The sequence below is a fragment of the Halobellus limi genome (assembly GCF_004799685.1).
Lineage (GTDB): Archaea > Halobacteriota > Halobacteria > Halobacteriales > Haloferacaceae > Haloquadratum > Haloquadratum limi.
In genome coordinates, this window is the sequence record NZ_CP031311.1 from 117,807 (window position 1) to 140,585 (window position 22,779).

The following is a 22,779-nucleotide window of genomic DNA, read 5'->3' on the forward strand; positions in this document are numbered from 1 at the left end:
CGTGTGTATATGGAAAAATAATTTTACAATATAAACGATAACTGTTTTAATACTCTATGTAGATAGGATCTATCGAGATTCGGAAAACGAATCCAACCAAATACCACTAAATGATGTACGAACGTCCAAGCCAATTCGGAGCACCATCCACGAGGGGTATCGTATGCTGAGCGCAGCGCTGCAGTCGGACCTGTCCGCGGTCGTCGAGGGCGTGAATATGATGTGGGTCCTGACGGTCACGTTCCTGATCTTCTTCATGCACGCCGGGTTCGCGATGCTGGAGGCGGGGCAGGTCCGCTCGAAGAACGTCGCGAACCAGCTGACGAAGAACCTCCTGACCTGGAGCGTCGGCGTGATCGTCTTCTTCCTCCTCGGCGCGGCGATCTCGACGATCGTCGGCGGCGCGACCGGCGGGGGGTCCTACTCGGTCGTCGGCGCCTTCGCGGACCTGTACGCGCCCGGCGCCGGGTCCGCGGGGGCCTGGGTCAACTGGCTCTTCGGCGCGGTGTTCGCGATGACGGCCGCGACGATCGTCTCCGGGGCCGTCGCTGGCCGCGCGAAACTCCGCGCGTACGTGGGCTACACGATCCTCTTAGCCGGGGTCATCTACCCGGTCGTCACGGGCTTCACCTGGGGCGGCGGCTTCCTCGACGCGCTCGGCTTCTACGACTTCGCCGGCGGCGTGATCGTCCACGCGATGGGCGGCATCGCCGGCCTCACCGCCGCGTGGATCATCGGCCCGCGGATGAACCGCTTCAACGACGACGGCTCCGTGAACGTCATCCCCGGTCACTCGATGACGTTCGCCGTCCTCGGCACGCTCATCTTGGCGTTCGGCTGGTACGGCTTCAACGTCGGGACCTCGGCGTCGCCGCTCGCACTCTCGGATTCGGGCGAGGTCGTCCTCGGCTCCTTCCAGACCGTCGGGCGCGTCGCGCTCGTGACGACGCTCGGGATGGCCGCCGGCGCGATCGGGGCCGCGGCTGTCGCGACGTACAAGACCGGCAAGGTCGACACGCTCTACGTGGCCAACGGCCTGCTCGCCGGTCTCGTCGGCGTCACCTCCGTCACCGACGTCATCGTCTGGCCCGGCGCGATCGCCATCGGCCTGCTGGCCGGGGCGCAGCTGCCGATCGTCTTCGAGTTCGTCGAGAAGCGCCTCAAGATCGACGACGTCTGTGCGGTCTTCCCGGTTCACGGCTCCGCCGGCGTCCTCGGGGCGCTCGCGTACCCCTTCGCGGCGACGGCGTTCTGGAACGGCAACGCGTCGTTCCTCTCGCTGGCGATCCCGCAGGTCGTCGGCGTCGTCGTCATCGCGGTGTGGACGTTCGCGGCGACCGCGCTGGTCTTCGGCGCGTTCCGCGCCGCGGGGCAGGCGCGCGTCTCGCACGACCACGAACTCGAGGGGCTCGACTCCTCGGAGCACGGCGTCGACACCTACCCCGAGTTCGGCCGTCCCGACGAGTCCGGGGCCCGCGTCGACGGCGGGACGATCCGCCCCGACGGCGGAACGGTCCGCGCGCGTTCGGGGTCGACCAGCGCCGAAACCGTTTCCGACGACGAAACCGAGACTGACCTATGAGCGACACGCAACCGACCGACGACGAATCGACGGGAAGCACCGACGCGGAGATCAAGATGGTGGTGGCGTACATCCGCCCCGACAAGCTCTCGGACGTCAAACAGGGGCTCGCGGAGGCGGGGGCGCCGTCGCTGACGGTGACGAACGTCTCCGGGCGCGGCTCCCAGCCGGCGAAGAAGGGCCAGTGGCGCGGCGAGGAGTACACGGTCGACCTCCACCAGAAGGTGAAGATCGAGTGCGTCGTCGCCGACATCCCCGCAGGGGACGTCGTCGACGCCATCGCCGAGTCCGCCCGCACGGGCGAGAAGGGCGACGGCAAGGTGTTCGTCCTCCCCGTCGAGTCCGCCCGACAGATCCGTACCGACAAGAGCGGTCCCGACGCGGTCTGAACGCTTACCCTCCTCGACTCCCCGACGCGGTCGACTCCGCCCATCCACGGCCACTTTTCCGCGAGGCCCCCGACGGAGAGAAAGAGCAAAGACCGACGCTCGTCGCAGTTCCGGTGTGCAGCCAACGCCGGTCACCGCGGTCGGACTGCTCGTCGCCCTCGTCGGGTTCGCGGTGCTCGACCGGGTCCGACGGGCCGTCAGTGCGGCCGAGAGCCCCGCGGCCGGGGCCGGACCGCGGTCGATCGACCTCCGCGAACACGCCTGGAAGTGGGTGATTCCGGCGGTCCTACTGCTCGTCGTCGCCGCCGAGGGCAACTCTCTCGATTCCATCGGCTGGCGCGTCGCGTCGCCGTCGGCGCTCCTCGGAGATGTGCTCGTCGGGTTCGGCGTCCTGACCGGATCGCACGTTCTCACGGCGCCGCTGTGGGCGCGCGTCGGCGACGGCGGCGACAGCCTCGCGGCCGGGATCGGCTCCTTCGCGTCGCTCTCGCTCTCCGAGCGCCTGTTCGTCGCGTTCACCGCCGGGGCGACCGAAGAGACCGCCTTCCACGGCTACGCGCTCGAACGACTGCTCTCGCTCACCGGGAGCGTCCCGCTTTCGGGCGGCCTCTCCGTCGCCGCGTTCGTGATCGGTCACGCCGGCGACACCTGGGACCGCGACGCGGTCGCCCGGATCGCACAGCCGGCGCTCGTGATGACGCTCCTGTACCTCTGGTTCCGGTCGCTGCCCGCGCTCGTCGCGATCCACGCGCTGAACGACTCGTTCGCGCTCCTCCTCGCCGATCGGTTCGACGACCTCGCGGACGACACCGACTCGAACGGCGAGGACGCGGACGACTCGGTGTCGGACGACGACGCGCCCGTCGACGCCGTCGATTCGTCCTCTCTCGCGTGGCTCCGCGGCGAGTGACGGACCGCCGCCCCGTCCCCGGAAGCGACAAGGATTTTGCACGCGCCGGCCGAACCGACGCCTATGAGACACGACGAGTCGCGAGCGCTGTACGACAGGGCGCTCTCGGTGATCCCCGGCGGCGTCAACTCCTCGGTTCGGGCGACGCGTCCGTACCCGTTCTTCGTCGAGCACGGCGACGGCGCGCACGTCGTCGACGCCGACGGCAACCGGTACCTCGATTACGTGATGGGCTACGGGCCGCTCCTGTACGGCCACGATATGCCCGAACCGGTGCGCGCGGCGGTGCAGTCGCACGCGTCCGACGGGCCGATGTACGGCGCGCCGACGGAGGTCGAGGTCGAACTCGCCGAATTCGTTGCGCGGCACGTCCCCTCCGTCGAGATGACCCGCTTCGTCAACTCCGGGACCGAGGCGACCGTCTCGGCGGTCCGGCTGGCTCGCGGTTACACCGGCCGCGACAAGATCGTCGTGATGCAGGGCGGCTACCACGGCGCGCAGGAGTCGACGCTCGTCGAGGGCGCCTTCGAGAACGCGGAGCCGAGTTCGCCCGGCATCCCCTCCTCGTTCGCCGAACACACGATCCCCGTGCCGTTCAACGACGCCGAGGCCGCCGAACGCGTCTTCGAGGAGCACGGCGACGAGATCGCGGCGGTCCTCGTAGAGCCGATCCTCGCCAACACCGGGATCGTGATGCCGGTCGACGGCTACCACGAGCGGCTCCGCGAGCTGACCGAGGAACACGGCGCCCTGCTGATCTTCGACGAGGTCATCACCGGCTTCCGCGTCGGCGGCCTCCAGTGCGCACAGGGGAAGTTCGGCGTCACGCCCGACGTCACGACGTTCGGAAAGATCGTCGGCGGCGGCTTCCCGGTCGGGGCGATCGGCGGGAAGGCGGAGATCCTCGAGTCGTTCACGCCGTCGGGCGACGTCTTCCAGTCCGGGACCTTCTCCGGGCATCCGGTGACGATGGCAGCGGGGTACGAGTACCTCAAATACGCCGCCGAGCACGACGTCTACGAGCACGTCAACCGCCTCGGCGAGCGCCTCCGCGAGGGGATTTCCGATATCGCCGCCGATCAGGCCCCGTCCTACACGGTCGTCGGCACCGACTCGATGTTCAAGACGGTATTCACGCGCGAGGGCCCGGCCGGGAGCGACGGTGTCGGTGATAGCCACGTCTGCGACGCCGGCTGCAGACAGGACGAGTCGTGCGCGCGGTACGACCACTGCCCGAAGACCGGCGCCGACGTCGCGAACGCCGAGACCGAGCGGTGGGAGCGGATCTTCTGGCAGGAGATGAAGGACCGGGGGATCTTCCTCACCGCCAACCAGTTCGAGTCGCAGTTCGTCTCCTACGCCCACACCGACGAGGACGTCGAGGAGACGCTCGAAGCGTACAAGGAAGCGCTGTAAGTCGCCGTTCGCGACGAACGCTTCCGACGTCCGCGATTGCCCCCGATTTTTTGTACGATAGCGGCGAAACGCGGCGTATGGACAGCCCTCCACGCGACGATTCGACGGCCGACGACAACGGTTCGGGGTCCCCGGACCACGACGACCCTGACGTCTCACCCGAGGAGTTTGACCCCTCGACCGGACGGTCGGAGACCGTGGAATCGAGGCCAGCGGAAGGTGAGACCGGCGGCCCGACGCCGGACGAATCATCGCCGGGGGTGGCCGCCTCATCGACGAGCGCGGCCGACTCGACGACCGAGATCGACGATCCGGTCGGTGACCTCCTCCCCCGCGCGGGCGTCGACTCGCGGTGGTGGTACTGGATCGCCGCCATTCCCCTCTACGTCGTCCTCGGCGGCGTGCTCGCCGTCCTGTTCGTCGGCGCGTTCCTCTTCGACCTCTTTCTCACCGGGGGAATCGTCACCATCTTCGGCGCCTTCGTCGTGATCCCGATCCTGGGTCTGCTGGGGCTCGTGCTCTCGGTGATGTACCCGATCGCGACGTACGTCGACGCGCGGGCGATCGCCGAGTCGGACGCGTCGTGGACGCCCGATCCGCTCGTCTGGGGACTGGCCGCGCTCGCGACCGAGGTGCTGAGCGCGTTCACGCTGAGCGTCGTGCTCGCGCTGTACTACCTGTACAAGCGCCACGTCGCGGTCGGGACGCCCTGACGCGGCGGTTGCGTCCCGGCGTCGTCGCTCCGTCAACCCACCCCGAAGTGCGCTCGGACCCGTCGCCACGTCCGCGGATGGGCGAGCGCGACGCCGACGCCGAGTCCGACGAGCCAGAACGCGGCGACCGCGACGGACGCGCGCCAGGTGCCGCCTTCGGCGACGACGCGCCCGAGTCCCGAGAAGGCGTACAGCGACAGGAACGTCGCCGTCGTCGCGACGCCGACGACGAGCCCGCGGACGAGTTCCCACGAGGGGTCGTAGTACCGAACGACGCCGACGCCGATCGCCGACAGGACGGCCGCGTGCCAGAACCGCCGTTCGAGCGGGAACGGAAGCGCGGAGACGACCACGTTCACCGGTGCGAACGCCGGGCTGAGTAGGAACCACAGCACGGCGACGCGGAGGAACTCGCCGACCTCGTCGGCGGCGCGGGCAGCGACGGACACGCCGGAAGCGACGCGGTCGTTCAGTGAGTGTGTTTCGGTCGTCGCCGTGGCCGGACCCACCGCCGGCCGCTCCCCGCTCGCAGCCGAAGTGGTGGCCTTTTCACCCGTGGCCGCCGAGGACACGGCAATGACCACTCGCGGCACACTCCGATTGGCGACCCGGAGTTCGGACCTGGCGCTCCGGCAGGCGGCGAGCGTCCGGGAGGCGCTCGAAGACCGCCGGTTCGACGTCGAACTCGTCGAGGTCGAGACGCGGGGCGACCAGATCAGAGACGAACTCATCCACCGGCTCGGGAAGACCGGCGCGTTCGTCCGCGCGCTCGACGAGCAGGTGCTCGACGGCGACGTCGACGCCGCAGTCCACTCGATGAAGGACATGCCCACCGAGGGACCGGACGACCTCGTCGTCGCCGGCGTCCCGCAGCGCGCGGCGGCCGCTGACCTGCTTCTCACGCCCGACGGCACCGAACTGCGGGACCTCCCGTCGGGGTCCGTCGTCGGTACCTCCTCGCTCCGGCGCAAGGCGCAGCTCCTCGCCGAGCGCCCGGACCTGGAGGTCGAACCCCTCCGCGGGAACGTCGACACCCGGATCGAGAAGCTGCTGGCCCCCGACCTGCAGGCCGAACACGAGCGCCGCGTCGACGCCGACCGCGACGAGAAGGGCGAGGCCGGCCGGAACGACTCGGGGAACGACGGGACCGACTCGACGGACGAGGAGTCCGATCGAGAGTTCGACGAGTCCATCGAGGAGTGGTTCGACGGCCTCGCGGAGATCGAACGCCGCGCGCTCGAACGCGAGCTCGACGTCGAGTACGACGCGGTCGTCCTCGCGGAGGCGGGACTCCGCCGAGCGGGCCTGCTCCACCACGTCGAGTACGCGCGGCTCGACCCCGCGACGTTCGTTCCCGCGCCGGGCCAGGGAGCCATCGCCGTCACCGCGCGCGCCGACGGCGACGCGGCCGAGGAGATCCGATCGGTCGTCGATCACCCGCGGACGCGCGTCGAGACGACCGTCGAGCGGACGGTGCTGGCGGAACTCGGCGGCGGGTGCATCGCGCCGATCGGGGTCCACGCGAAACTCCAGGGCGAGTACGTGCACACGGTCGCGCGCGTGCTCTCCGGGGACGGCGAGGTGGAAGTGGCCGCGAGTCGGGACCTCCCGGTCGACGACCACGCCAACGCGGCGGCGGCGTTCGCGTCCGACCTCGCCGACCGCGGGGCCGACGACCTGATAGCCGAGGCGCGCGAAGCCGCGGAGGAGTGACGATGAGCGACGTAGACTCCGCCGAGACCCGCCCCGAGGCCGACGACCCCTCGGCGGACGTCGGCACGGTGTACCTCGTCGGCAGCGGCCCCGGTGACCCCGAACTACTGACCGTGAAGGCGCGTCGCCTCCTCGACGAGGCCGACGTGGTGCTGCACGACAAACTGCCCGGGCCGGAGATCCTCGACACGATCCCCGAGGCGAAGCGCGAGGACGTGGGCAAGCGCGCCGGCGGCGAGTGGACGCCGCAGGAGTACACGAACCGGCGGCTGGTCGAACTCGCCCGCGAGGGGAAGGACGTCGTCCGACTGAAGGGCGGCGATCCGTTCGTCTTCGGCCGCGGCGGCGAGGAGATGGAACACCTCGCGAGCGAGGGGATCCCCTTCGAGGTCGTGCCGGGGATCACCTCCGCGATCGCCGGTCCCGGAACGGCGGGAATCCCGGTCACGCACCGCGATCACGCCTCTTCTGTCTCCTTTGTCACGGGTCACGAGGACCCCACGAAGGACGAGTCGGCGGTGGACTGGTCGGCGCTCGCGGCCACCGGGGGCACCCTCGTCGTCCTGATGGGCGTCGGCAAACTGCCCGACTACACCGCGGCGCTGCGAGAGGCCGGAATGGACCCGGACACGCCCGTCGCGCTGATCGAGCGGGCGACGTGGCCCGAGATGCGCGTCGCGAGCGGGACGCTCGCCGACATCGTGGACGTCCGCGACGCCGAAGGGATCGAACCGCCCGCGATCACCGTGATCGGCGAGGTGGCGGCGACGCGAGAGCGCGTCGTCGAGTTCCTGCGGAACCGAACCGGCGCGGGAGCGGCGGAGGTGCCCGAGCGGTGACCCGAGAGGTCCGCGTGGCCGTCTTCCGCCCGGACGACGAGCGGATGGCGCGGGCGGTCGAACTGCTCGACTCGCTCGGCGCGGTTCCCGTCCCGGATCCGATGCTCGCGGTCGAACCCACGGGAGCGATTCCCGGGGGCAGGGATGGCGATGACCCCGACACGGACCGTTCCGCGACCGACTCCGATACGGACCGTTCCGCGACCGACTCCGATACGGACCGTTCCGCGACCGACTCCGATACGGACCGTTCCGCGACCGACTCCGATACGGACCGTTCCGCGACCGACTCCGATACGGACCGTTCCGCGACCGACTCCGATACGGACCGTTCCGCGACCGACCCCGACGTCGTCGTCCTGACGAGCAAGACGGGCGTCGAACTCCTCGCCGACGCCGACTGGACGCCGGGCGACGCCCTCCTCGCGTGCATCGGGCCGCGGACGGCCGAGTCCGCCCGCGAGGCCGGCTGGACCGTCGACGTCGTCCCCGAGGAGTACACCTCCGCGGGCCTCGTCGCCGCGCTCGAAGGCGACGTCGACGGACGGACCGTCGAGGTCGCGCGCAGCGACCACGGCAGCGACGTCCTCCTCGACGGCCTCCGCGAGGCCGGTGCCGACGTCCGCGAGACCGTCCTGTACCGGCTCGTCCGCCCCGAGGGATCCGGGCAGTCGTCGGTGATGGCCGCCGGCGGCGAACTCGACGCCGTCTGCTTCACCTCGTCGCTCACCGTCGAGAACTTCCTCGCTGCCGCCGACGAACGCGGCGTCCGCGAGGCGGCCGTCGCGGGCCTGAACCGCGCCGTCGTCGGCGTCATCGGCGCTCCGACCCGCGAGACGGCGGAGGGACACGGCATCCGCGTCGACGTCGTCCCCGAGAACGCGACGTTCGAGGAACTCGCGACGGCCGTCGTCGAGGAAGCCGCGCCGACGTATCACGAGTGAGCTGCGACGCCACGGCCTCGATTCACCCCTCCCGGACGTGGGTTTAAATCCGAGAGCGCCCCACGACCGGGTATGAGCGCGGACACGACGACGAGCGACGACGGTCCGGTCCCCGCCCTCCGGGAACGGGCCGTCGCCTGCGCGGACCGACTGCGAGCGGCCGATCGCGTGCTGCTCGCGTCGCACATCGACGCTGACGGCCTGACGAGCGCGGCCATCGCCGCCGCGGCGCTGGAGCGCGCGGGCATCCCGTTCGAGACCGTGTTCGCGAAGCAACTCGACGAGCGGGAGGTCGCCCGTATCGCCGCTACCGACCACGAGACGGTGCTCTTCACCGACTTCGGCAGCGGCCAGTTGGACGTCATCGCCCCATACGCTGGCGAGGGCGCGTTCACGCCGGTGATCGCCGATCACCACCAGCCGGCCGACCTCCCGGACGGCGTCGACGAACCGGCCCACCACCTGAACCCGCTGCTGTTCGGTCTCGACGGCGCGTCGGAACTCTCGGGTGCCGGCGCGAGCTACGTCCTCGCGCGGGCGCTCGAATCACCTGAGGGCGACAACCGCGACCTCGCCGGTCTCGCCGTCGTCGGCGCGGTCGGCGATATGCAGGGCACCGACGGCGGCCTCTCGGGGGCGAACCAGGGGATCGTCGAGGAGGGCGTCGCCGCCGGCGTCGTCGAGGAGGCCACGGACCTGCTCGTCTACGGGCGGCAGACCCGACCGCTCCCGAAGTTCCTCGAGTACGCCACCAACGTCCGGATTCCCGGGATCACGAACGACGAGAACGGAGCCATCGAGTTCCTCTCGGACCTCGATCTGGACCTGAAAGAGGGGGGCGAGTGGCGCCGCTGGGTCGATCTCACGATGGACGAGCGACAGGCGCTCGTGAGCGGTCTGCTGCAGCGGGCCATCGCCTCGGGGGTCCCGGCCGACCGGATCGACGCGCTCGTGGGCACTACCTACACCCTGACCCGCGAGGAACCCGGTACCGAACTCCGAGACGTCAGCGAGTTCTCGACGCTCCTGAACGCCACCGCGCGCTACGAGCGCGCGGACGTCGGACTCGCCGTCTGTCTGGGCGACCGCGAAGGCGCGCTCGACCGCGCGCGGACGCTCCTGCGGAATCACCGCCGCAACCTCTCGGAGGGGCTGCAGTGGGTCCAAAACGAGGGAACGACCGTCGAGGACAACGTCCAGTGGTTCGACGCCGGATCGCGGATCCGCGAGACCATCGTCGGCATCGTCGCCGGGATGGCGGTCGGGGCCTCGGGAGTCCGCGGCGACATCCCCATCCTCGCGTTCGCCGAGAAGTCCGACGAGGAAGTGAAAGTGAGCGCCCGCGGCTCCCACGCGCTCGTCCGCGACGGCCTGGACCTCTCCGCGGTGATGCGCGAAGCGTCCCGCTCCGTCGGCGGCGACGGCGGTGGACACGACGTCGCCGCCGGCGCGACGATCCCGACCGGAACGCGCGAGGCGTTCGTCGCGGAGGCGGACCGCCTCGTCGGCGAGCAACTCGAGTGAGGGCCTCGACTTTCCTCTGACTTCGCCGCCTGCCCCACCAGCTACCGTTCTGACAGTCGCGTCACCTCGTCGGACGGTTCTCGGTCTTCTTTCTGTATCGCGGTATGTAATTTACTAGGGTCGGCTAGGGAACACCCCTCGGGTTGGGACAGATCGCCCGGTGGAACCGATGTACCGGCTCGATTCGAGAGCCTCGACCGACGAACACCTGCATTCGGAGGAACCCCCACCGGTTGAGGCCCTCGGTGACACCCCCGTGGGTTTCAGGTCGTGCCGAATACCGCGTATCCCACAGAAACCGAGTTGAACAGCCACTGGAGGTTCAGTGGCTGAGGGGCGTATCAACTGTTCACGGCCGCGAGAGCCGCCTTCTACTCGGGCCGCCACCGGCCACCGATTTCGTCGCGAGGGTAGTCACGATACGTCCCGTCCAAAAACGTGGTGACGCGACCGTCCTCTTCGCTAAGCGTGATCGCCCAGATGACGTCCTCACGGAGCGAGGTCTCCAGTGCACTCAGGTGTTTGGTTCCCATCCAGTCAGCGGGATTGAGTTCGTCGATGCCCGGCACCTCGTCCCGTGGTGGGTTGCGGACGCGCACCATCTGCTCTTGAATCGTCCCGTCGGCAGTCACCATAATCGCTCCGTCCCGCGTGACCGCCACGTCTCCGGCGACTTCTGTGAACGTATCCAGCGAGTCGGTGACGATTTTACACCGGTTGGTCGGCCACTTGTTCGCACCGAGTGGGTCCGTGTAGCCGTCGAAACTCATCTCGGCGACGATCAGAAAGTAGAGACTGGGGCCGGAGACGTGCTGTTCGTCCCACCGATCGAACTGCAGACTCAACGATTCGGCAGCGTACCTGATCTGATCCATAAGTGCTTGGCTCGTTGCGTATCTCTTCTTGACCCGATCGAGTGCGTCCATCTTGATAGCTAATACAGCTATAGACGGAAGAAGACTCGTTTGGAGACCAGCCCGCACCTGGTGGATACCGTTGTTTCGCCGCCATCGGTCCGTTCTTGACACTGTCGGCTGTAACTGTTTCAAGATATCCGCGACCCCGGGTCGCAGAATGAGAGATCTACAGCCAACAGTGTGGTTCATCCAGTTTGGAGACTCTTCGTCAGCTCCTCCTGGACCCTCAAAACAGGACGTAGTGGACCCCATCGCCCACTCTCGGCATTTCGGATCGCACTCCCGAGCTGAGCAAATATACCCTATAATGATATACAGAATGTCGACTCGTCACTCGTCGTAGGTGCCGCCCTCCAGGTAGTACGTCGTCCGGTCGGTCGTCGACTCGGCCACCTTCAGGAACTCGACGACGCGCTGGCCGTTCTCGCGGTAGTCCTCCTCGACTTCGACGGTCAGAGAGAGGTCGCGCAGGTGATCGAGGAGGGCGTCGATCTCGTCGTTCCCGCCGCGGACGCGGTGTCGTTCGCCCACGGTCCCGCCGGATTCGATCTTCCGAATGGTGTCGACGGCCGGAAGCAGGATCGACTCGCCGAGATCGTGTGCGCGCTCTCTGAGCCGTTCGTCGCTCTCGTCGAACTCGGCGGCCTGAAACGCCTCGCGAGTGATCCGCGAGAAGACGAAGTCGCGTCCGAGGTCGAACGGGAGCGAGAACGCGTCGGCGAGTTCGTCGTGGTGCTTGGACTCGGTCGTGTACTTCACCATCGAGTCGCTGTCGGCGGTCTTCATCACGACGCCTTCTCGGCCCTCGGCGTCGAGTTCCTCGATCGCCGACCAGACCGCTTCGGTCGCCTCCGAGCGATCGTACCGTCCGAACAGTCGGGACTGCGGGAAGTCGTAACGCGCACAGAGGTCCCGACGCTCGGGAACTGCGATCGGGGCTGCCGATTCGCGGTCGCGGACGTCGAAGACGCGGATCGCGTGCGAATCGACCTCCTCGTAGTCGTGCGTCGTGTACGGCGTCTCCGGGCCGATCAGTTCGGCACACAGCATCTTCCCCGGATACTCCTCGAAGAACTCCCCGAGATCGAGTAGTTCGCGGACTCGCGCGGTGGTGTAGGGGCAAATGTAGCCGCCCCGCGTGAACGCCAGGGGGCCGTCGTCGCCGACGTCGACGACTCGGACGTTGAAGCCGTCGAGTTTCTCCTCGGCGAAAACCGTCGCTCCGGAGTCGAAAAACGAGGTGACGCCCGCGTCGAGGGCCAACACTCGGGGAATACTGGGATACCCGCGGACGATGGCGTCGGCCGAATCGAGGATCACGGTCCCCCGCTCGACGCCGTGGCGGGCCGACGGCAAGACGTGGGCCGTGTATTCGCCGACGGAGCGCTGCTCGAAGTGCTCGAACAGTTCGGACGGATCCGACGCCGTGGAGTCCAACCGTTCGAAGTACGCGCGTTCGTCCATACTGTCCGTCCGGTCGATTCGGTGAAAAGACCCGGGTCCGTTCCGGGGACTGACGGTTCGGGGATTGGGCGGGCACCTCGTCGCCCGCGTCGCCGTCCGCGGGTGTCGCCGCCTGCGGGGTGACATCTTTTATCCTCCCCGTACGAATCGGCGAGTATGCCCGGGGAACTGCCGCGACAACAGTTCGTCCTCGACACGTCGCTTTTCATCACCGAGGAGATCCGTCGGGACGGCGAGTCGCTGACGGACGCCGCGCTTCGGCTGCTGGACCTCGTGGCGACCGCGCGGTTGGAGCTCAACATCTCCTGTCACATGCCTCCCTCGATCCACGACGAACTCGCGACGATGCTTCGGGACCGCGACGTCGACGAGGAGGTGTTCTCGCGGCTCGACACCTGGGTCGTCCGCAAGAGCCCCGACCGCTACGGCGTCACCATCCCGGCGAACATCGTGTACAACTTCATCGACGAGATGAGCGATCGCGTCGACCGCGGGCTCCGGGTCTCCGAGGAGGCGCTCCGAGAGGTCGAACAGCTGGACCCGAGCGAACTGACGCGGGACGGGGAAGACAGCGCCGAGGCGTATATGACGGAGGCCGACCGCATCCTCTCCGGAATGCGCGACAAGTACCGACAGGCGCTCCGACAGGGCGTGCTCGACTCCCGTGAGGACTTCGACCTCCTCGTCCTCGCGCGGGAACTCGACGCCGGCGTCGTCACCGAAGACCGAGGGATCATCTCGTGGGCCGACGAGTTCGGTCTCCGCTACGTTCGCGGCGCGCAGTTTCCGACGCTCTTAGAGGAGTACCTCCGCGCGTCCGGGGTCGACGGGTTCGCCCCCGGATGAAAGCCGAATCCGGGTGCTATCCTCGTTAGTTTCCCACAAACCACCAATTCTCAGAAATATTTATTACGAACCGCGGACAATCAACAAATGCAATCGAGGTGACCAGCAATGGCGCTGCCGACAGACGCAACGAGTTCCTGGACGCAGGGGCTCGGCCTCCCGTCCCGAGTTTTCGACGACGCTGGCAGTACAGACTACGAACTGTACGAGGAGGACGAAGAGTTCGTCCTCGCCGTCGAGATGCCCGGGTTCGATCGGGACGAGATCACCCTCGCCTGGGACGACGGAATGCTGAACATCGCGGCCGAACACGTCGACGAGAACCGGGGGCGGAAACGGACGTACCACCGACGCTTCCGCTTCCCGAAGGACGTCGACGACGAGGCCATCGACGCGACGTACACGAACGGCATCCTCGAGGTGACGCTCCCCCTTGAGGAGGAAGGAACCACCCACGGCAAGACGATCCCGATCGAGGGTTGATCGCTGCCGGCCGTAGCTGAAGCGAGCGGCGTCTCGGCGCGACACGCATCACCTCGTTCCTCCTCGACTCTCGACGCGAGTGGCCGCTGACGGGTCACGAGCCTGACGGGGCGCGAGCCGATCGCAGGAGAACGGAAGGACTCTTTGAGTCGAACGTGTTCACTGTGAGACGATGGCAGCCTCGGCTCTGTTCGTTCTCGGCGTCGCGGTCGCGATCTTCGTCGGCGTCAACATCGGCGGTTCCTCGACGGGCGTCGCGTTCGGTCCGGCGACGGGCAGCGACGTCCTCTCGATGCGTCTGGCGTCGGCTCTGATGGCCGTCTTCGTACTCCTCGGCGGAATCACGATCGGCAGGAACGTCGTCGAGACGCTCGGAGCGGGGTTCGTCCCGCCCGAGTACTTCACGCCCGGCGCGTCGATCGGCGTCCTGCTCTTCATCGGCGTCGGCATCCTGCTCGGAAACGTCCTGAAGGTCTCGACGAGCACCAGTCAGGCGGCCGTCGCCGCCGTCGTCGGGATGGGTGCGGCCCTCGGCGTGCTCAACTGGCGGACGGTCGGGATCGTGGTGCTGTGGTGGCTGCTCTCGACGATCCTGGCCTTCTGGCTCTGTGCGTTCGTCGGCCGGTACCTCTACGACGCCGTCGTCGACGCGCTCGATCTCGAATCCCGCGACACCCGACTCGCCGAACTCGCGGTGATCGCCATCGGCTGTTATATGGCCTTCTCCGCCGGCGCGTCGAACGTCGCCAACGCCGTCGCCCCGCTGGTCGGGTCCGGGCAGATCGGGATGGTCTCGGGCGTCGCGCTCGGCGGACTGGCGATCGGCGCGGGGGCGTTTGCGCTCGGCCCGCGCACGATGGAGACCGTCGGCGAGGACATCACCGACCTCTCGCTGGAGGCCTCGCTGATCGCCGAAACCGTCGCGGCGTCGATCCTCACCGGCCTGAGCTGGGCCGGTATCCCGGCCAGCCTCGCGGTCGTGCTCACCTCCTGTGTGATCGGTCTCGGATGGGGGCGGGCGAGCCGTCGCGTGCCGCTCCAGGCGGTCGTCCGTCCGGAGGGGCTCACCGACGGCGAACGGTCGACCTGGGGGAGCGACCAGCTCGATCTGTTCGACCCCGCGACGACGAAGCGCATCGTCGCGACGTGGATCGCGACGCCGACGGTCGCGGGCGTGATCGCCTTCGTCGCCTTCGACGTCGCACAGCGACTCCGGCTCATCGCCTGACGGGGGCTCTCGCAACACCGCCTGGTGTTCCCGACCCGCGCGCCGACCACAGCCGCACCGTTTTTGGACGCGAACGGCGAACGTCCGATAATGTCACTGAGCACGCTGAGTGCCCGGTTTCAGGGCCGACAGACGCAGTTCCACATCGAACTGCTCTACGGTGCGCTGTTCATCCTCGGCTTCGGCTACCTCGTTTTCCGCGTCGACGCCCGCGTCGCGGCGTTCGAGGGCGGACTCGTCGTCGGCTACCTGCTTCGGATCTGGGAGAAGATGTCGATCTACGAGCGACTCGTCGAGGAAGCCGTCTCCCGGGAGGCCGAAACGCAGGTGGAGGCGGAGGTGCAGGAACAGGTGGGTGAACGCGTCGGTGCGGAAGTCGAAGAGCGCGTCGATGCGGAAGTCGAAGAGCGCGTCGACGAAGAAGTCGGCGAGCAGGTCGACGAACGCGTCGAAGAGCAGGTGGACCAGCGAGTCGAAGAGCGCGTCGGCGAAGAGGTCGAAGAGAAAGTAGACGAGCGGATGGAAGAACGGATCGAGGAAGTCGTCGAAAATCGGGTCGAAGAAGCCGAGGAGTGACCGCCCGTTCGGACGCTCCCCCGCCGTCGGACCGATTCGAGCGGACGTTCGGGGGATTGCCATTACGGGCCTCACAGGCGTCCGTCGCAGCCGACGGTCCGGAGAGGTCGTCGCCCGCGGACGAAAACCGGTTTGTATCCTCCCCGACGAAGCACCGGTATGACCGAGTTCGACCCCGAAAAGTTCGAGGACAAGTACGCGAACTACTTCCCGGAACTCCAGCGCGCGTACAAGAACGCCTTCGAGACGATGAACGACCGGTACGACTCCGAACTGGTCCACGCGATCGACCAGCAGATCCTCAACGAATCGGAGCCGTTCTACGAGAACGGCGAGTTCCGGATCGAACTGCCGGAGAACCCGACGGACCGACTGACCGCCGTCGTCGTCGACGACGAGAAGCTCTCGGGCGTGCTGGAGGCGTACCTCGAAGAGCTCCGCCGACAGCACCGCCGCGTCTTCGGGCTCGACGACGCCGAGTGAGCGGTCACAGCCGACGTCGTCGGTGCGACTAGGGGGACCGCCCCGCGGGTGAACCAAAGGCCTAAGCCCGTCGCCGCCGAAGCGAGGGGTATGAGCACGGACGCTGCAAGCGGCGACGACGACCTGAAAGAGCGCGTCACGAACTTCCTGCGCCGGAACTTCCCGCAGATTCAGATGCACGGCGGCTCCGCCGCCATCCAGAACCTCGACCGCGAGAGCGGCGAGGTCACGATCATGCTCGGCGGCGCGTGTTCGGGCTGCGGCATCTCGCCGATGACGATCCAGGCGATCAAGAGCCGGATGGTCAAAGAGATTCCCGAGATCGAGACGGTCCACGCCGAGACCGGAATGGGTGGCGGCGGCCACGAGGAGGGAATGTCGCCGTCGTTCCCCGGCGAGAGTTCGAGCGAGGAGACCGAGAGCGACGAAGGTCCGCAGGCGCCGTTCTGAGGCGTCCTCTCCTCGGCTTTTTGCGATAAGCGGATCAGACCGGTGACTCTTTGACCTCCTCGCCGTGAGAGGTGAGTATGACCACCGAATCACCCGAGAACGTTCTCTTCGTGGTGATGGACACGGTCCGGAAGGACCGCCTCACGCCGTACGGGTACGACCGGCCGACGACGCCGAACCTCGAGGCCTTCGCCGAGGAGGCGACCGTCTTCGAGCAGGCCGTCGCGCCCGCGCCCTGGACGCTCCCCGTTCACGCCTCGCTGTTCACGGGGATGTACCCGTCTCGACACGGCGCGGACCAGGAGAACCCCTACCTCGAAGGCGCGACGACGCTCGCGGAGACGCTCTCTGCGGCGGGTTACGACACGGCCTGTTACTCCTCGAACGCGTGGATCACGCCTTACACGCACCTGACCGACGGCTTCGACGATCAGGACAACTTCTTCGAGGTGATGCCCGGCGAGTTCCTCTCGGGACCGCTCGCCCGCGCGTGGAAGACGATGAACGACAACGAGGCGCTCCGGGCCGTCGCGGACAAACTCGTCAGCCTCGGGAACACCGCCCACGAGTACTTCGCCGGCGGTGGCGGCGCGGACTCGAAGACCCCCGCGGTGATCGACCGGACGCAGTCGTTCGTCGAGGACGCCGACCGGTCGTTCGCCTTCATCAACCTGATGGACGCCCATCTCCCCTATCACCCGCCCGAGGAGTTCGCCGAGGAGTTCGCCCCCGGCGTCGACTCGACGGCGGTGTGTCAGAACTCCAAGGAGTACAACTCGGGGGCCCGCGACATCGACGACGACGAGTGGGAAGCGATCTGCGGGCTCTACGACGCCGAGATCGCCCACATCGACGATCAACTCGGCCGCCTGTTCGACTGGCTGAAGGCGGAGGGACGGTGGGACGACACGATGGTCGTCGTCTGCGCGGACCACGGCGAACTCCACGGCGAACACGATCTCTACGGGCACGAGTTCTGTCTGTACGACCCGCTCGTGAACGTTCCACTGCTGGTCAAACACCCCGACCTCGACGCCGACCGGCGCACGGATCAGGTCGAACTGCTCGACCTGTACCACACCGTCCTCGACACGCTCGACGTCGAGGGTGGGACGCCGGCCGCCCCCGGCGAGGACGCCATCGGTCTCGACCACACCCGCTCGCTCGTCTCCGATTCGTATCGGAAATTCGACGGCCTCGCTGACGCCGACCGCGACCCCGGACAGCGCGGTGGGGGCGCGTACGCCTTCGTCGAGTACTCCCGCCCCGTCGTCGAGTTGAACCAACTGGAGGAGAAGGCCGCAGACGCCGGGATCACGCTCCCGAGCGACTCGCGGTTCTACTCCCGGATGCGCGCCGCGCGCCGGACCGACGCCAAGTACGTCCGGATCGATCGCATCGACGACGAGGCGTACCGCCTCGACGAGGACCCCGGGGAGACGGAGAACGTGGCCGGCGGCGACGACCCGGCGATCGAGGACGTCGACGAAACGCTCTCGGCCTTCGAGTCGGCGGTCGGCGGCGCGTGGACCGACGCGCTCGACGACGACGTCTCCGACGACGCCGTCGACGAGATGGACGACGAGGCGCAGGAGCGGCTGCGGGACCTCGGGTACCTGGAATAGGGGGCCGCGGACGACGATCTTATTCTGGCTCCGGGATCGAGTCTCGTATTTCCTTCCCGTGTACTCTCTTTTTCCGGAGTTACCCGCTCCGTCTGGATGCCGTCCACTGCCGTCTGAACCGTTTTCGGAGGCCTCGTGAGATCGGACTGTCGAGTCGTCCCGGCCCGGAACCGCGCGTCATCAATTTCTAACAGTAATATATTGTGGAAAAATTATGGGGTATAAATAATATAACTTCCCGCCGGGGCCTCGTTCCGCACGCACTATGACACTCAACGACGAACGAATCCGCACGACGCACGTCGGGAGCCTCCCCCGTCCGGAGGAACTCCTGAAGTTCTTCGAACGACGGCAGGCCGGCAAGCCGGTCGACGCGAGCGCGTTTCAGGATGCCGTTCGCACCGCGACCGAATCGGTCGTCCGGCGCCAGGACGAGATCGGCATCGACGTCACCGTCAACTACGTTGAACCGCCCGCCGTGGTCGCCGATCGGATCGAGCGCTTCGTCGACGCCGTCGGCGATCCCACTCGGGTCGTCGCCGGCGCTGACTGCGGCCTCGGCACCTTCGCGGGCTTCGGCGCACTCCATCCCGAGATCGCCTGGCAGAAACTCGAATCGCTCGTTGAGGGCGCGGAACTCGCCTCCGAGCGCGTGTTCTGATTACTGCCTAGTAGCGCTTGACTCGTCCGGATCTGGTCCCCACTGGCACAGAAGACGCCCTCGGAATAGGTGCAGCAGACGTGTTGCGGACGTAGTTCGTCGCTATCGCGTCGCGGTCGGAGCCGTCGCTGTACCGCGAGGCCCGCGAACGCGGGCCTCGTGGCTTTTTCCCTCCAGGTTTTTCGCGGCGGGTTCCCGCAGCGAACGCAGTGAGCGAGGAAACCCGCCGTGGAAAAAGGTGGGCTCACATGAAGTCCGCGAACCCCGACTGCTTGTTCTTGTCGTTCTCGAACACGGACTCCAGGCTCTTTTCGAGCACTTCCAGCCGTTGTTTGGTGTACTCGCGGCAGCCGAACTCCTCGGCGACGTGGATCGCGGTGTCCATGTACTTGTTCACCGAGCCCTGATGCACCGTCAGATTGACGCGGCCGCCGCACTCGCGGCAGTCGCCCGTCAGCGGCATTCTCCGGTACTTCTCGTCGCAGTCGAGACACCGCGTCTCCTGTCGCGAAAATGCGCGGAGGTTCCCGATCAGATCCGGCAGGAAGTGGTACTCGATGACGCGCTCTGCGACGTCGGTCTCGTCGACGGCGCGGAGCTTTCGGGAGAGCTCTAACTGCGCGTCCATCTTGTCCATCATCGAGCCGAGCGTTTTGTAGGCAGAGAGGTCCGGACCGAGCGCGATGTCGGAGGTGTCGTGGGTGTGATCGAAGCCGCGGTACTCCTCGTCGGTGCCGAGGGTGTCCTCGCCGAGTTGAATCAGGTCCTCGACGGCCTCGGGGTCGTCGAGTTCGAGCGTGGCCTCGTAGAACTCTCGGGGATATTGCCGCACGATGTCCATATTGTGCGCCTCGTCGTCGATCTCGCTCGGGTCGATGCGGGAGGACATCACCAGGGGCGCGTCCATCTGGCCGCCGCGTTTGTCGGGGAGGTACTGTTTCGAGAAGTTCAGAAGGCCGTCCATCAGCAGCATCACGCAATCTTCATCACCATCACAGTTCCGCCGCTTTGCGGCGTGAAAGTACGGATGCGCGTATCCGACGGCGGCGGAAGTGAAGCCGACGACGCGGCCGACAACAGCAGCAGAAGTGTGCGGGGCCATCCCGAAGACGAGTTCGCCGACGAGGTCCTCGCGCTCGTCGACCTCGTAGAACGGCGGGAGGCCGTAGTACTGTTCGAGGAGGTCGTCGACGAAGTCCGCGGTCTTGAGCATGTGCTCGGCCGCGCCGTCGGAGAGGACGATGTCCTGGACTTTCAGCTCGACGAGCTGGTCGTCGAACTTCAGGGGTTCGCCGTCGACGTCGGTCTCGTAGCCCAGCTCGCGGAAGTCCGCGGCGGTCACGTCGAGTTCCGAGGGGCGGACCGCGGTGACGGGGAGGTCCGTCATGTCGTAGCGGACCGTGCCGTCCTTGAACGAGGTGACGCCGTTCTTCGCGCGCAGAACCCCCTTTTCCATCGGTTCGGGGGTCTTGTCCGCGGAGGTCAGTCCCTTGACCCCTTTCAGGATCTCGTAGGCGGACTCCCGCTCGCCCACCGTTTCGAGCGCGCGGCGGTACTCCTCGCCGACGTCGATCGAGAACCAGTCGGGGCTGGTGACGTCGCGGTCGCAGCGGTCGCAGTGCACGCGGCCGGACTCATCGGGCTCGACCACCCGCCCGCACTCCTCGCACTCGTAGTGCGGTTCGGTGTGCGTCCCGCAGTCGGGACAGGTCGTCCGGTAGGTGTGAGCGTCGCAGTCGGGGCAGACGCGGTCGCCGACGCGGACGTCGACGACGCCGCGGCGACCCTGCTCGTCTCTACCGCGGGCGGCCTCGCCGACGTCGCGCTGGCTCCCGCCGGCCTCGCCGATGGGGAAGAGCGTGTGAACCGCCGGCGAGAGGTCGCGGGACTCGGACTTCTCGGGCCGACCCATCCGGTTGCCGATCCGGGTCGGCGCGCGCTCGCGGACCTCGAACGGTGCGACCTCGTTCACGGCCTTCACGGCGCTCGCGCCGCCGTCCCACTCGCGGGCGGCCGGCGAGAGGTCCGCCGGCTCCCACGTCCGATCGAGCGTCGGGGGCGACGCGCCCGCGTCGACGTCCGACGCCGACTGTCCCGCGTCGAGGTCCGACTCCGGCTCGCCCTCGTCGACGGCCGAGGTCGACCCGCCTTCCTCGACGATGTACCCGAGCGAGCGGACCAGCAGTCGCCACTCGGGGACCCGGATCGCCTCGCCGCTCTGGGTGTGCTCGACGAGCAGGCCTTCGAGCGTCTCGGCGACGGTTTCGGTATTGGCCAGTTCGAGGACGCGATCGTCGTCGACTCGGCCGTCGCCGGCCTTTTTCGCGTCCGACGACGGCGTCCCGTCTCCGGTTTCTGCGAGACCCCCGTCGGCCTCCCTGCCGACGAGACGACCGTCCGCGACGGCGTCGGCTAACTCCTCGAACTGCGCGACGGAGACGTCGTGCCAGAGGTAGGTGTACTCGGGATGCAGCGGGCAGTCGTACTCCGTCGCCCACTCCTCGGCCTCCGCCGGAGTCGGGCGTTCGAGATCGATCCCGGGGTCGTCTTCGAGCGCCTGGACGGGCGCGCCCGCGGCCTCGAAGTCCTGGACCCACCACTCGTAGACGTAGGAGGCGGGCGCGAGCGGGTGGTTGTTCTCGACGAACTCCCCGAAGTTCACCAGGTACTCCCCGAGGTCGAGGATCTTCTCGACGCCGTTTCTGACTTCGAGAGCCTCCTCGGGGTCGTCGATCCGCCGGACGTCCCCGTTCGCGAGTCGGACCGTCGGTCCCTCGATGGAGTCGACGGGGATGACGCCGGCGGCCTTGCCCGGCCGTTCGGTCTTGATCTGCGTCCCGGTCGCGAGGAAGTCGTCGACGAGGTGCATCGTCGCCGGGTGGACGCCGGCGGTCGCGAACCCGTGGTTTCGCGCGCGGCCGTACCGGAGCCTGAACCCGCCCTCGGCGCTCGGGTGGCCGAACACGGGGCGGCCGGCGATGAGGTCTCTGAGGAACTTCGTCGACGGGTCGAGGCGCGGCGGCCCTGCGGGTTCGTCGTCGGCGCCGTCCGGTGTTTCGGTCTCGCCGTCGCTCTCCTCACCCCCGTCTCCGCTCTCGGTGTCCGCCGCCGATTCCTCGTCCTCGCCGCCCGCCGTATTTTCGGCATCGGCGGTCTCTGCGTCCGCCTCGTCCTTCCCGATCGTGCCGTCGATGAGGTCCTGGAGCCACGGCCAGTCGACCTCGTCGAGGCCGCGGGTGTAGCGCTGGATCTTCGGGGCCTTGAGCGCGATTCCCTCCGCGAGGACGAGGCACATCCCCCCTCGCGCGCTGTTGGTGTCGACGCGTTCGAGGTCGCGGAAGCCCGAGACCTCCTCGTCGCCGGTGGCCTCGCCGTCGAGCATGATCGGCATGTGCTCGGCGATGAACTTCGTCTCCTTGTCCTTCGGCGAGTACTGGAGGCCCGTCTCCTTGTCGTACAGCGAGATCTCCTCGGCGTACCGCTCTGTCTCCACCGTCCGCGCGTCGTACTCGTCGATGCCGAGCAGCGAGCGGGCGTAGTCGGCCACGAGGACCGAGAGGGCCTGTGCGGTCCCGCCCGCCGAGCGGATCGGTCCCGCGTAGTAGACGTTCACGAACTCCGTGCCGTCGTCGTTCTCTAAGATCTCGACGCGGTCGATCCCCTCGATCGGCGCGGCGACGACGCCCTCAGTGAGGAGTGCGACGGCCGTCCGGACCGCGCCCTCGACCTTCCCCGCGCGGCCGTCGTAGTCGCCGACGGTCCCCTCGACGAAGTCGGTCACGAGCTCTAAGGCGGCCTCCTCGCGGGACATCTCGCCCTCGAGTTCGCGGACCCGCTCTGCGACGCCGGGGATGCCGAGGATGTTCTCCACCCTGTCGGCCATGTCCTTCGCGACGGGAATCTCGACCTCGGGTTCGGGGTCGTAGCCCATCCCCTTCGCGCGCTCGGCGCGGTCGAACGCCTCGTCGAGCCGGGATTCGATCCGCTCGAAGTACCGCTCGTCCTCCTCCCGCACG

The 22,779-nt window shown here is 67.7% G+C and carries 21 protein-coding genes; 17 read left to right on the plus strand and 4 right to left on the minus strand.

The window, feature by feature from the left end; genetic code table 11:
- The first annotated feature begins 163 nt into the window (after positions 1-163).
- The 5 genes from DV707_RS00580 to DV707_RS00600 all read left to right on the plus strand — a co-directional run bounded on the left by DV707_RS00580 (position 164) and on the right by DV707_RS00600 (position 5,010).
- Positions 164-1,582: an ammonium transporter gene (locus tag DV707_RS00580; protein WP_394337395.1), complete on the plus strand. Its 1,419-nt coding sequence runs from the start codon at positions 164-166 to the stop codon at positions 1,580-1,582.
- Positions 1,579-1,971, plus strand: a complete 393-nt coding sequence (locus tag DV707_RS00585) for a P-II family nitrogen regulator (protein ID WP_103991105.1) — start codon at positions 1,579-1,581, stop codon at positions 1,969-1,971. Before DV707_RS00580 ends, DV707_RS00585 begins: the two co-directional genes overlap by 4 nt.
- 115 nt (positions 1,972-2,086) lie before the next feature.
- Positions 2,087-2,881, plus strand: a complete 795-nt coding sequence (locus tag DV707_RS00590; RefSeq protein ID WP_103991104.1) for a CPBP family glutamic-type intramembrane protease — start codon at positions 2,087-2,089, stop codon at positions 2,879-2,881.
- A gap of 63 nt (positions 2,882-2,944) precedes the next feature.
- Positions 2,945-4,297: a glutamate-1-semialdehyde 2,1-aminomutase gene (gene hemL, locus DV707_RS00595; RefSeq protein ID WP_103991103.1), complete on the plus strand. Its 1,353-nt coding sequence runs from the start codon at positions 2,945-2,947 to the stop codon at positions 4,295-4,297.
- 77 nt (positions 4,298-4,374) lie between these two features.
- Entirely contained in the window at positions 4,375-5,010 is a 636-nt protein-coding gene (locus DV707_RS00600) for a hypothetical protein (protein WP_235010738.1), read from the plus strand.
- Between the two features lie 32 nt (positions 5,011-5,042).
- On the opposite strand, the gene DV707_RS00605 is transcribed toward DV707_RS00600, so the two are convergent.
- Positions 5,043-5,459, minus strand: coding sequence for a hypothetical protein (locus tag DV707_RS00605; protein ID WP_136361778.1), 417 nt, complete (start codon positions 5,457-5,459; stop codon positions 5,043-5,045).
- Between the two features lie 127 nt (positions 5,460-5,586).
- Between DV707_RS00605 and hemC the strand changes: the two genes are divergently transcribed.
- The 4 genes from hemC to DV707_RS00625 all read left to right on the plus strand — a co-directional run bounded on the left by hemC (position 5,587) and on the right by DV707_RS00625 (position 10,030).
- Positions 5,587-6,723, plus strand: coding sequence for a hydroxymethylbilane synthase (hemC, locus tag DV707_RS00610; protein ID WP_103991285.1), 1,137 nt, complete (start codon positions 5,587-5,589; stop codon positions 6,721-6,723).
- A gap of 2 nt (positions 6,724-6,725) precedes the next feature.
- Positions 6,726-7,562, plus strand: a complete 837-nt coding sequence (gene cobA, locus DV707_RS00615; RefSeq protein ID WP_103991284.1) for a uroporphyrinogen-III C-methyltransferase — start codon at positions 6,726-6,728, stop codon at positions 7,560-7,562.
- Complete coding sequence (locus DV707_RS00620; RefSeq protein WP_103991101.1) at positions 7,559-8,506, plus strand: uroporphyrinogen-III synthase; 948 nt, start codon at positions 7,559-7,561, stop codon at positions 8,504-8,506. The genes cobA and DV707_RS00620 overlap by 4 nt, the downstream gene beginning before the upstream one ends.
- Before the next feature lie 72 nt (positions 8,507-8,578).
- Positions 8,579-10,030, plus strand: coding sequence for a single-stranded-DNA-specific exonuclease RecJ (locus DV707_RS00625; RefSeq protein ID WP_103991100.1), 1,452 nt, complete (start codon positions 8,579-8,581; stop codon positions 10,028-10,030).
- 371 nt (positions 10,031-10,401) lie between these two features.
- On the opposite strand, the gene DV707_RS00630 is transcribed toward DV707_RS00625, so the two are convergent.
- Positions 10,402-10,956, minus strand: a complete 555-nt coding sequence (locus tag DV707_RS00630) for a diadenylate cyclase (protein ID WP_103991099.1) — start codon at positions 10,954-10,956, stop codon at positions 10,402-10,404.
- A gap of 321 nt (positions 10,957-11,277) precedes the next feature.
- Positions 11,278-12,411 carry an RNA ligase gene (locus DV707_RS00635; RefSeq protein ID WP_103991098.1) on the minus strand — a complete coding sequence of 378 codons (1,134 nt, stop codon included), beginning with the start codon at positions 12,409-12,411 and terminating at the stop codon, positions 11,278-11,280.
- 156 nt (positions 12,412-12,567) lie between these two features.
- Between DV707_RS00635 and DV707_RS00640 the strand changes: the two genes are divergently transcribed.
- From DV707_RS00640 to DV707_RS00675, 8 genes are all read left to right on the plus strand, one after another.
- The gene (locus DV707_RS00640) at positions 12,568-13,257 is read left to right on the plus strand and encodes an RNA ligase partner protein (RefSeq protein WP_103991097.1); all 690 of its coding nucleotides are present in this window, start codon (positions 12,568-12,570) and stop codon (positions 13,255-13,257) included.
- A 108-nt stretch (positions 13,258-13,365) separates the two neighbouring features.
- Entirely contained in the window at positions 13,366-13,740 is a 375-nt protein-coding gene (locus DV707_RS00645) for an Hsp20/alpha crystallin family protein (protein WP_103991096.1), read from the plus strand.
- Positions 13,741-13,912: 172 nt separating this feature from the next.
- Complete coding sequence (locus DV707_RS00650; protein ID WP_103991095.1) at positions 13,913-14,968, plus strand: inorganic phosphate transporter; 1,056 nt, start codon at positions 13,913-13,915, stop codon at positions 14,966-14,968.
- Between the two features lie 90 nt (positions 14,969-15,058).
- Positions 15,059-15,544 (plus strand): hypothetical protein, encoded by a 486-nt coding sequence (locus DV707_RS00655; protein ID WP_103991094.1) that lies wholly within the window; start codon positions 15,059-15,061, stop codon positions 15,542-15,544.
- Positions 15,545-15,703: 159 nt separating this feature from the next.
- Positions 15,704-16,027 (plus strand): DUF5783 family protein, encoded by a 324-nt coding sequence (locus tag DV707_RS00660; protein ID WP_103991093.1) that lies wholly within the window; start codon positions 15,704-15,706, stop codon positions 16,025-16,027.
- Between the two features lie 90 nt (positions 16,028-16,117).
- Positions 16,118-16,477 (plus strand): NifU family protein, encoded by a 360-nt coding sequence (locus DV707_RS00665; RefSeq protein WP_103991092.1) that lies wholly within the window; start codon positions 16,118-16,120, stop codon positions 16,475-16,477.
- Positions 16,478-16,554: 77 nt separating this feature from the next.
- On the plus strand, positions 16,555-18,102 hold the full coding sequence (locus DV707_RS00670; protein WP_103991091.1) for a sulfatase: 1,548 nt from the start codon (positions 16,555-16,557) through the stop codon (positions 18,100-18,102).
- 265 nt (positions 18,103-18,367) lie between these two features.
- On the plus strand, positions 18,368-18,763 hold the full coding sequence (locus tag DV707_RS00675; protein ID WP_103991090.1) for a uroporphyrinogen decarboxylase/cobalamine-independent methonine synthase family protein: 396 nt from the start codon (positions 18,368-18,370) through the stop codon (positions 18,761-18,763).
- Between the two features lie 244 nt (positions 18,764-19,007).
- On the opposite strand, the gene DV707_RS00680 is transcribed toward DV707_RS00675, so the two are convergent.
- Positions 19,008-22,778, minus strand: a complete 3,771-nt coding sequence (locus tag DV707_RS00680; RefSeq protein ID WP_103991089.1) for a DNA polymerase II large subunit — start codon at positions 22,776-22,778, stop codon at positions 19,008-19,010.
- Position 22,779: the final 1 nt, after the last annotated feature.

What these genes read in the sequence shown, in the direction of transcription:
- DV707_RS00580 (WP_394337395.1), top strand. Translation starts at nt 164, where the DNA reads ATGCTGAGCGCAGCGCTGCAGTCGGACCTGTCCGCGGTCGTCGAGGGC.
- DV707_RS00585 (WP_103991105.1), top strand. Translation starts at nt 1,579, where the DNA reads ATGAGCGACACGCAACCGACCGACGACGAATCGACGGGAAGCACCGAC.
- hemL (WP_103991103.1), top strand. Translation starts at nt 2,945, where the DNA reads ATGAGACACGACGAGTCGCGAGCGCTGTACGACAGGGCGCTCTCGGTG.
- DV707_RS00600 (WP_235010738.1), top strand. Translation starts at nt 4,375, where the DNA reads ATGGACAGCCCTCCACGCGACGATTCGACGGCCGACGACAACGGTTCG.
- hemC (WP_103991285.1), top strand. Translation starts at nt 5,587, where the DNA reads ATGACCACTCGCGGCACACTCCGATTGGCGACCCGGAGTTCGGACCTG.
- cobA (WP_103991284.1), top strand. Translation starts at nt 6,726, where the DNA reads ATGAGCGACGTAGACTCCGCCGAGACCCGCCCCGAGGCCGACGACCCC.
- DV707_RS00625 (WP_103991100.1), top strand. Translation starts at nt 8,579, where the DNA reads ATGAGCGCGGACACGACGACGAGCGACGACGGTCCGGTCCCCGCCCTC.
- DV707_RS00630 (WP_103991099.1), bottom strand. Translation starts at nt 10,956, where the DNA reads ATGGACGCACTCGATCGGGTCAAGAAGAGATACGCAACGAGCCAAGCA.
- DV707_RS00635 (WP_103991098.1), bottom strand. Translation starts at nt 12,411, where the DNA reads ATGGACGAACGCGCGTACTTCGAACGGTTGGACTCCACGGCGTCGGAT.
- DV707_RS00640 (WP_103991097.1), top strand. Translation starts at nt 12,568, where the DNA reads ATGCCCGGGGAACTGCCGCGACAACAGTTCGTCCTCGACACGTCGCTT.
- DV707_RS00645 (WP_103991096.1), top strand. Translation starts at nt 13,366, where the DNA reads ATGGCGCTGCCGACAGACGCAACGAGTTCCTGGACGCAGGGGCTCGGC.
- DV707_RS00650 (WP_103991095.1), top strand. Translation starts at nt 13,913, where the DNA reads ATGGCAGCCTCGGCTCTGTTCGTTCTCGGCGTCGCGGTCGCGATCTTC.
- DV707_RS00655 (WP_103991094.1), top strand. Translation starts at nt 15,059, where the DNA reads ATGTCACTGAGCACGCTGAGTGCCCGGTTTCAGGGCCGACAGACGCAG.
- DV707_RS00660 (WP_103991093.1), top strand. Translation starts at nt 15,704, where the DNA reads ATGACCGAGTTCGACCCCGAAAAGTTCGAGGACAAGTACGCGAACTAC.
- DV707_RS00665 (WP_103991092.1), top strand. Translation starts at nt 16,118, where the DNA reads ATGAGCACGGACGCTGCAAGCGGCGACGACGACCTGAAAGAGCGCGTC.
- DV707_RS00670 (WP_103991091.1), top strand. Translation starts at nt 16,555, where the DNA reads ATGACCACCGAATCACCCGAGAACGTTCTCTTCGTGGTGATGGACACG.
- DV707_RS00675 (WP_103991090.1), top strand. Translation starts at nt 18,368, where the DNA reads ATGACACTCAACGACGAACGAATCCGCACGACGCACGTCGGGAGCCTC.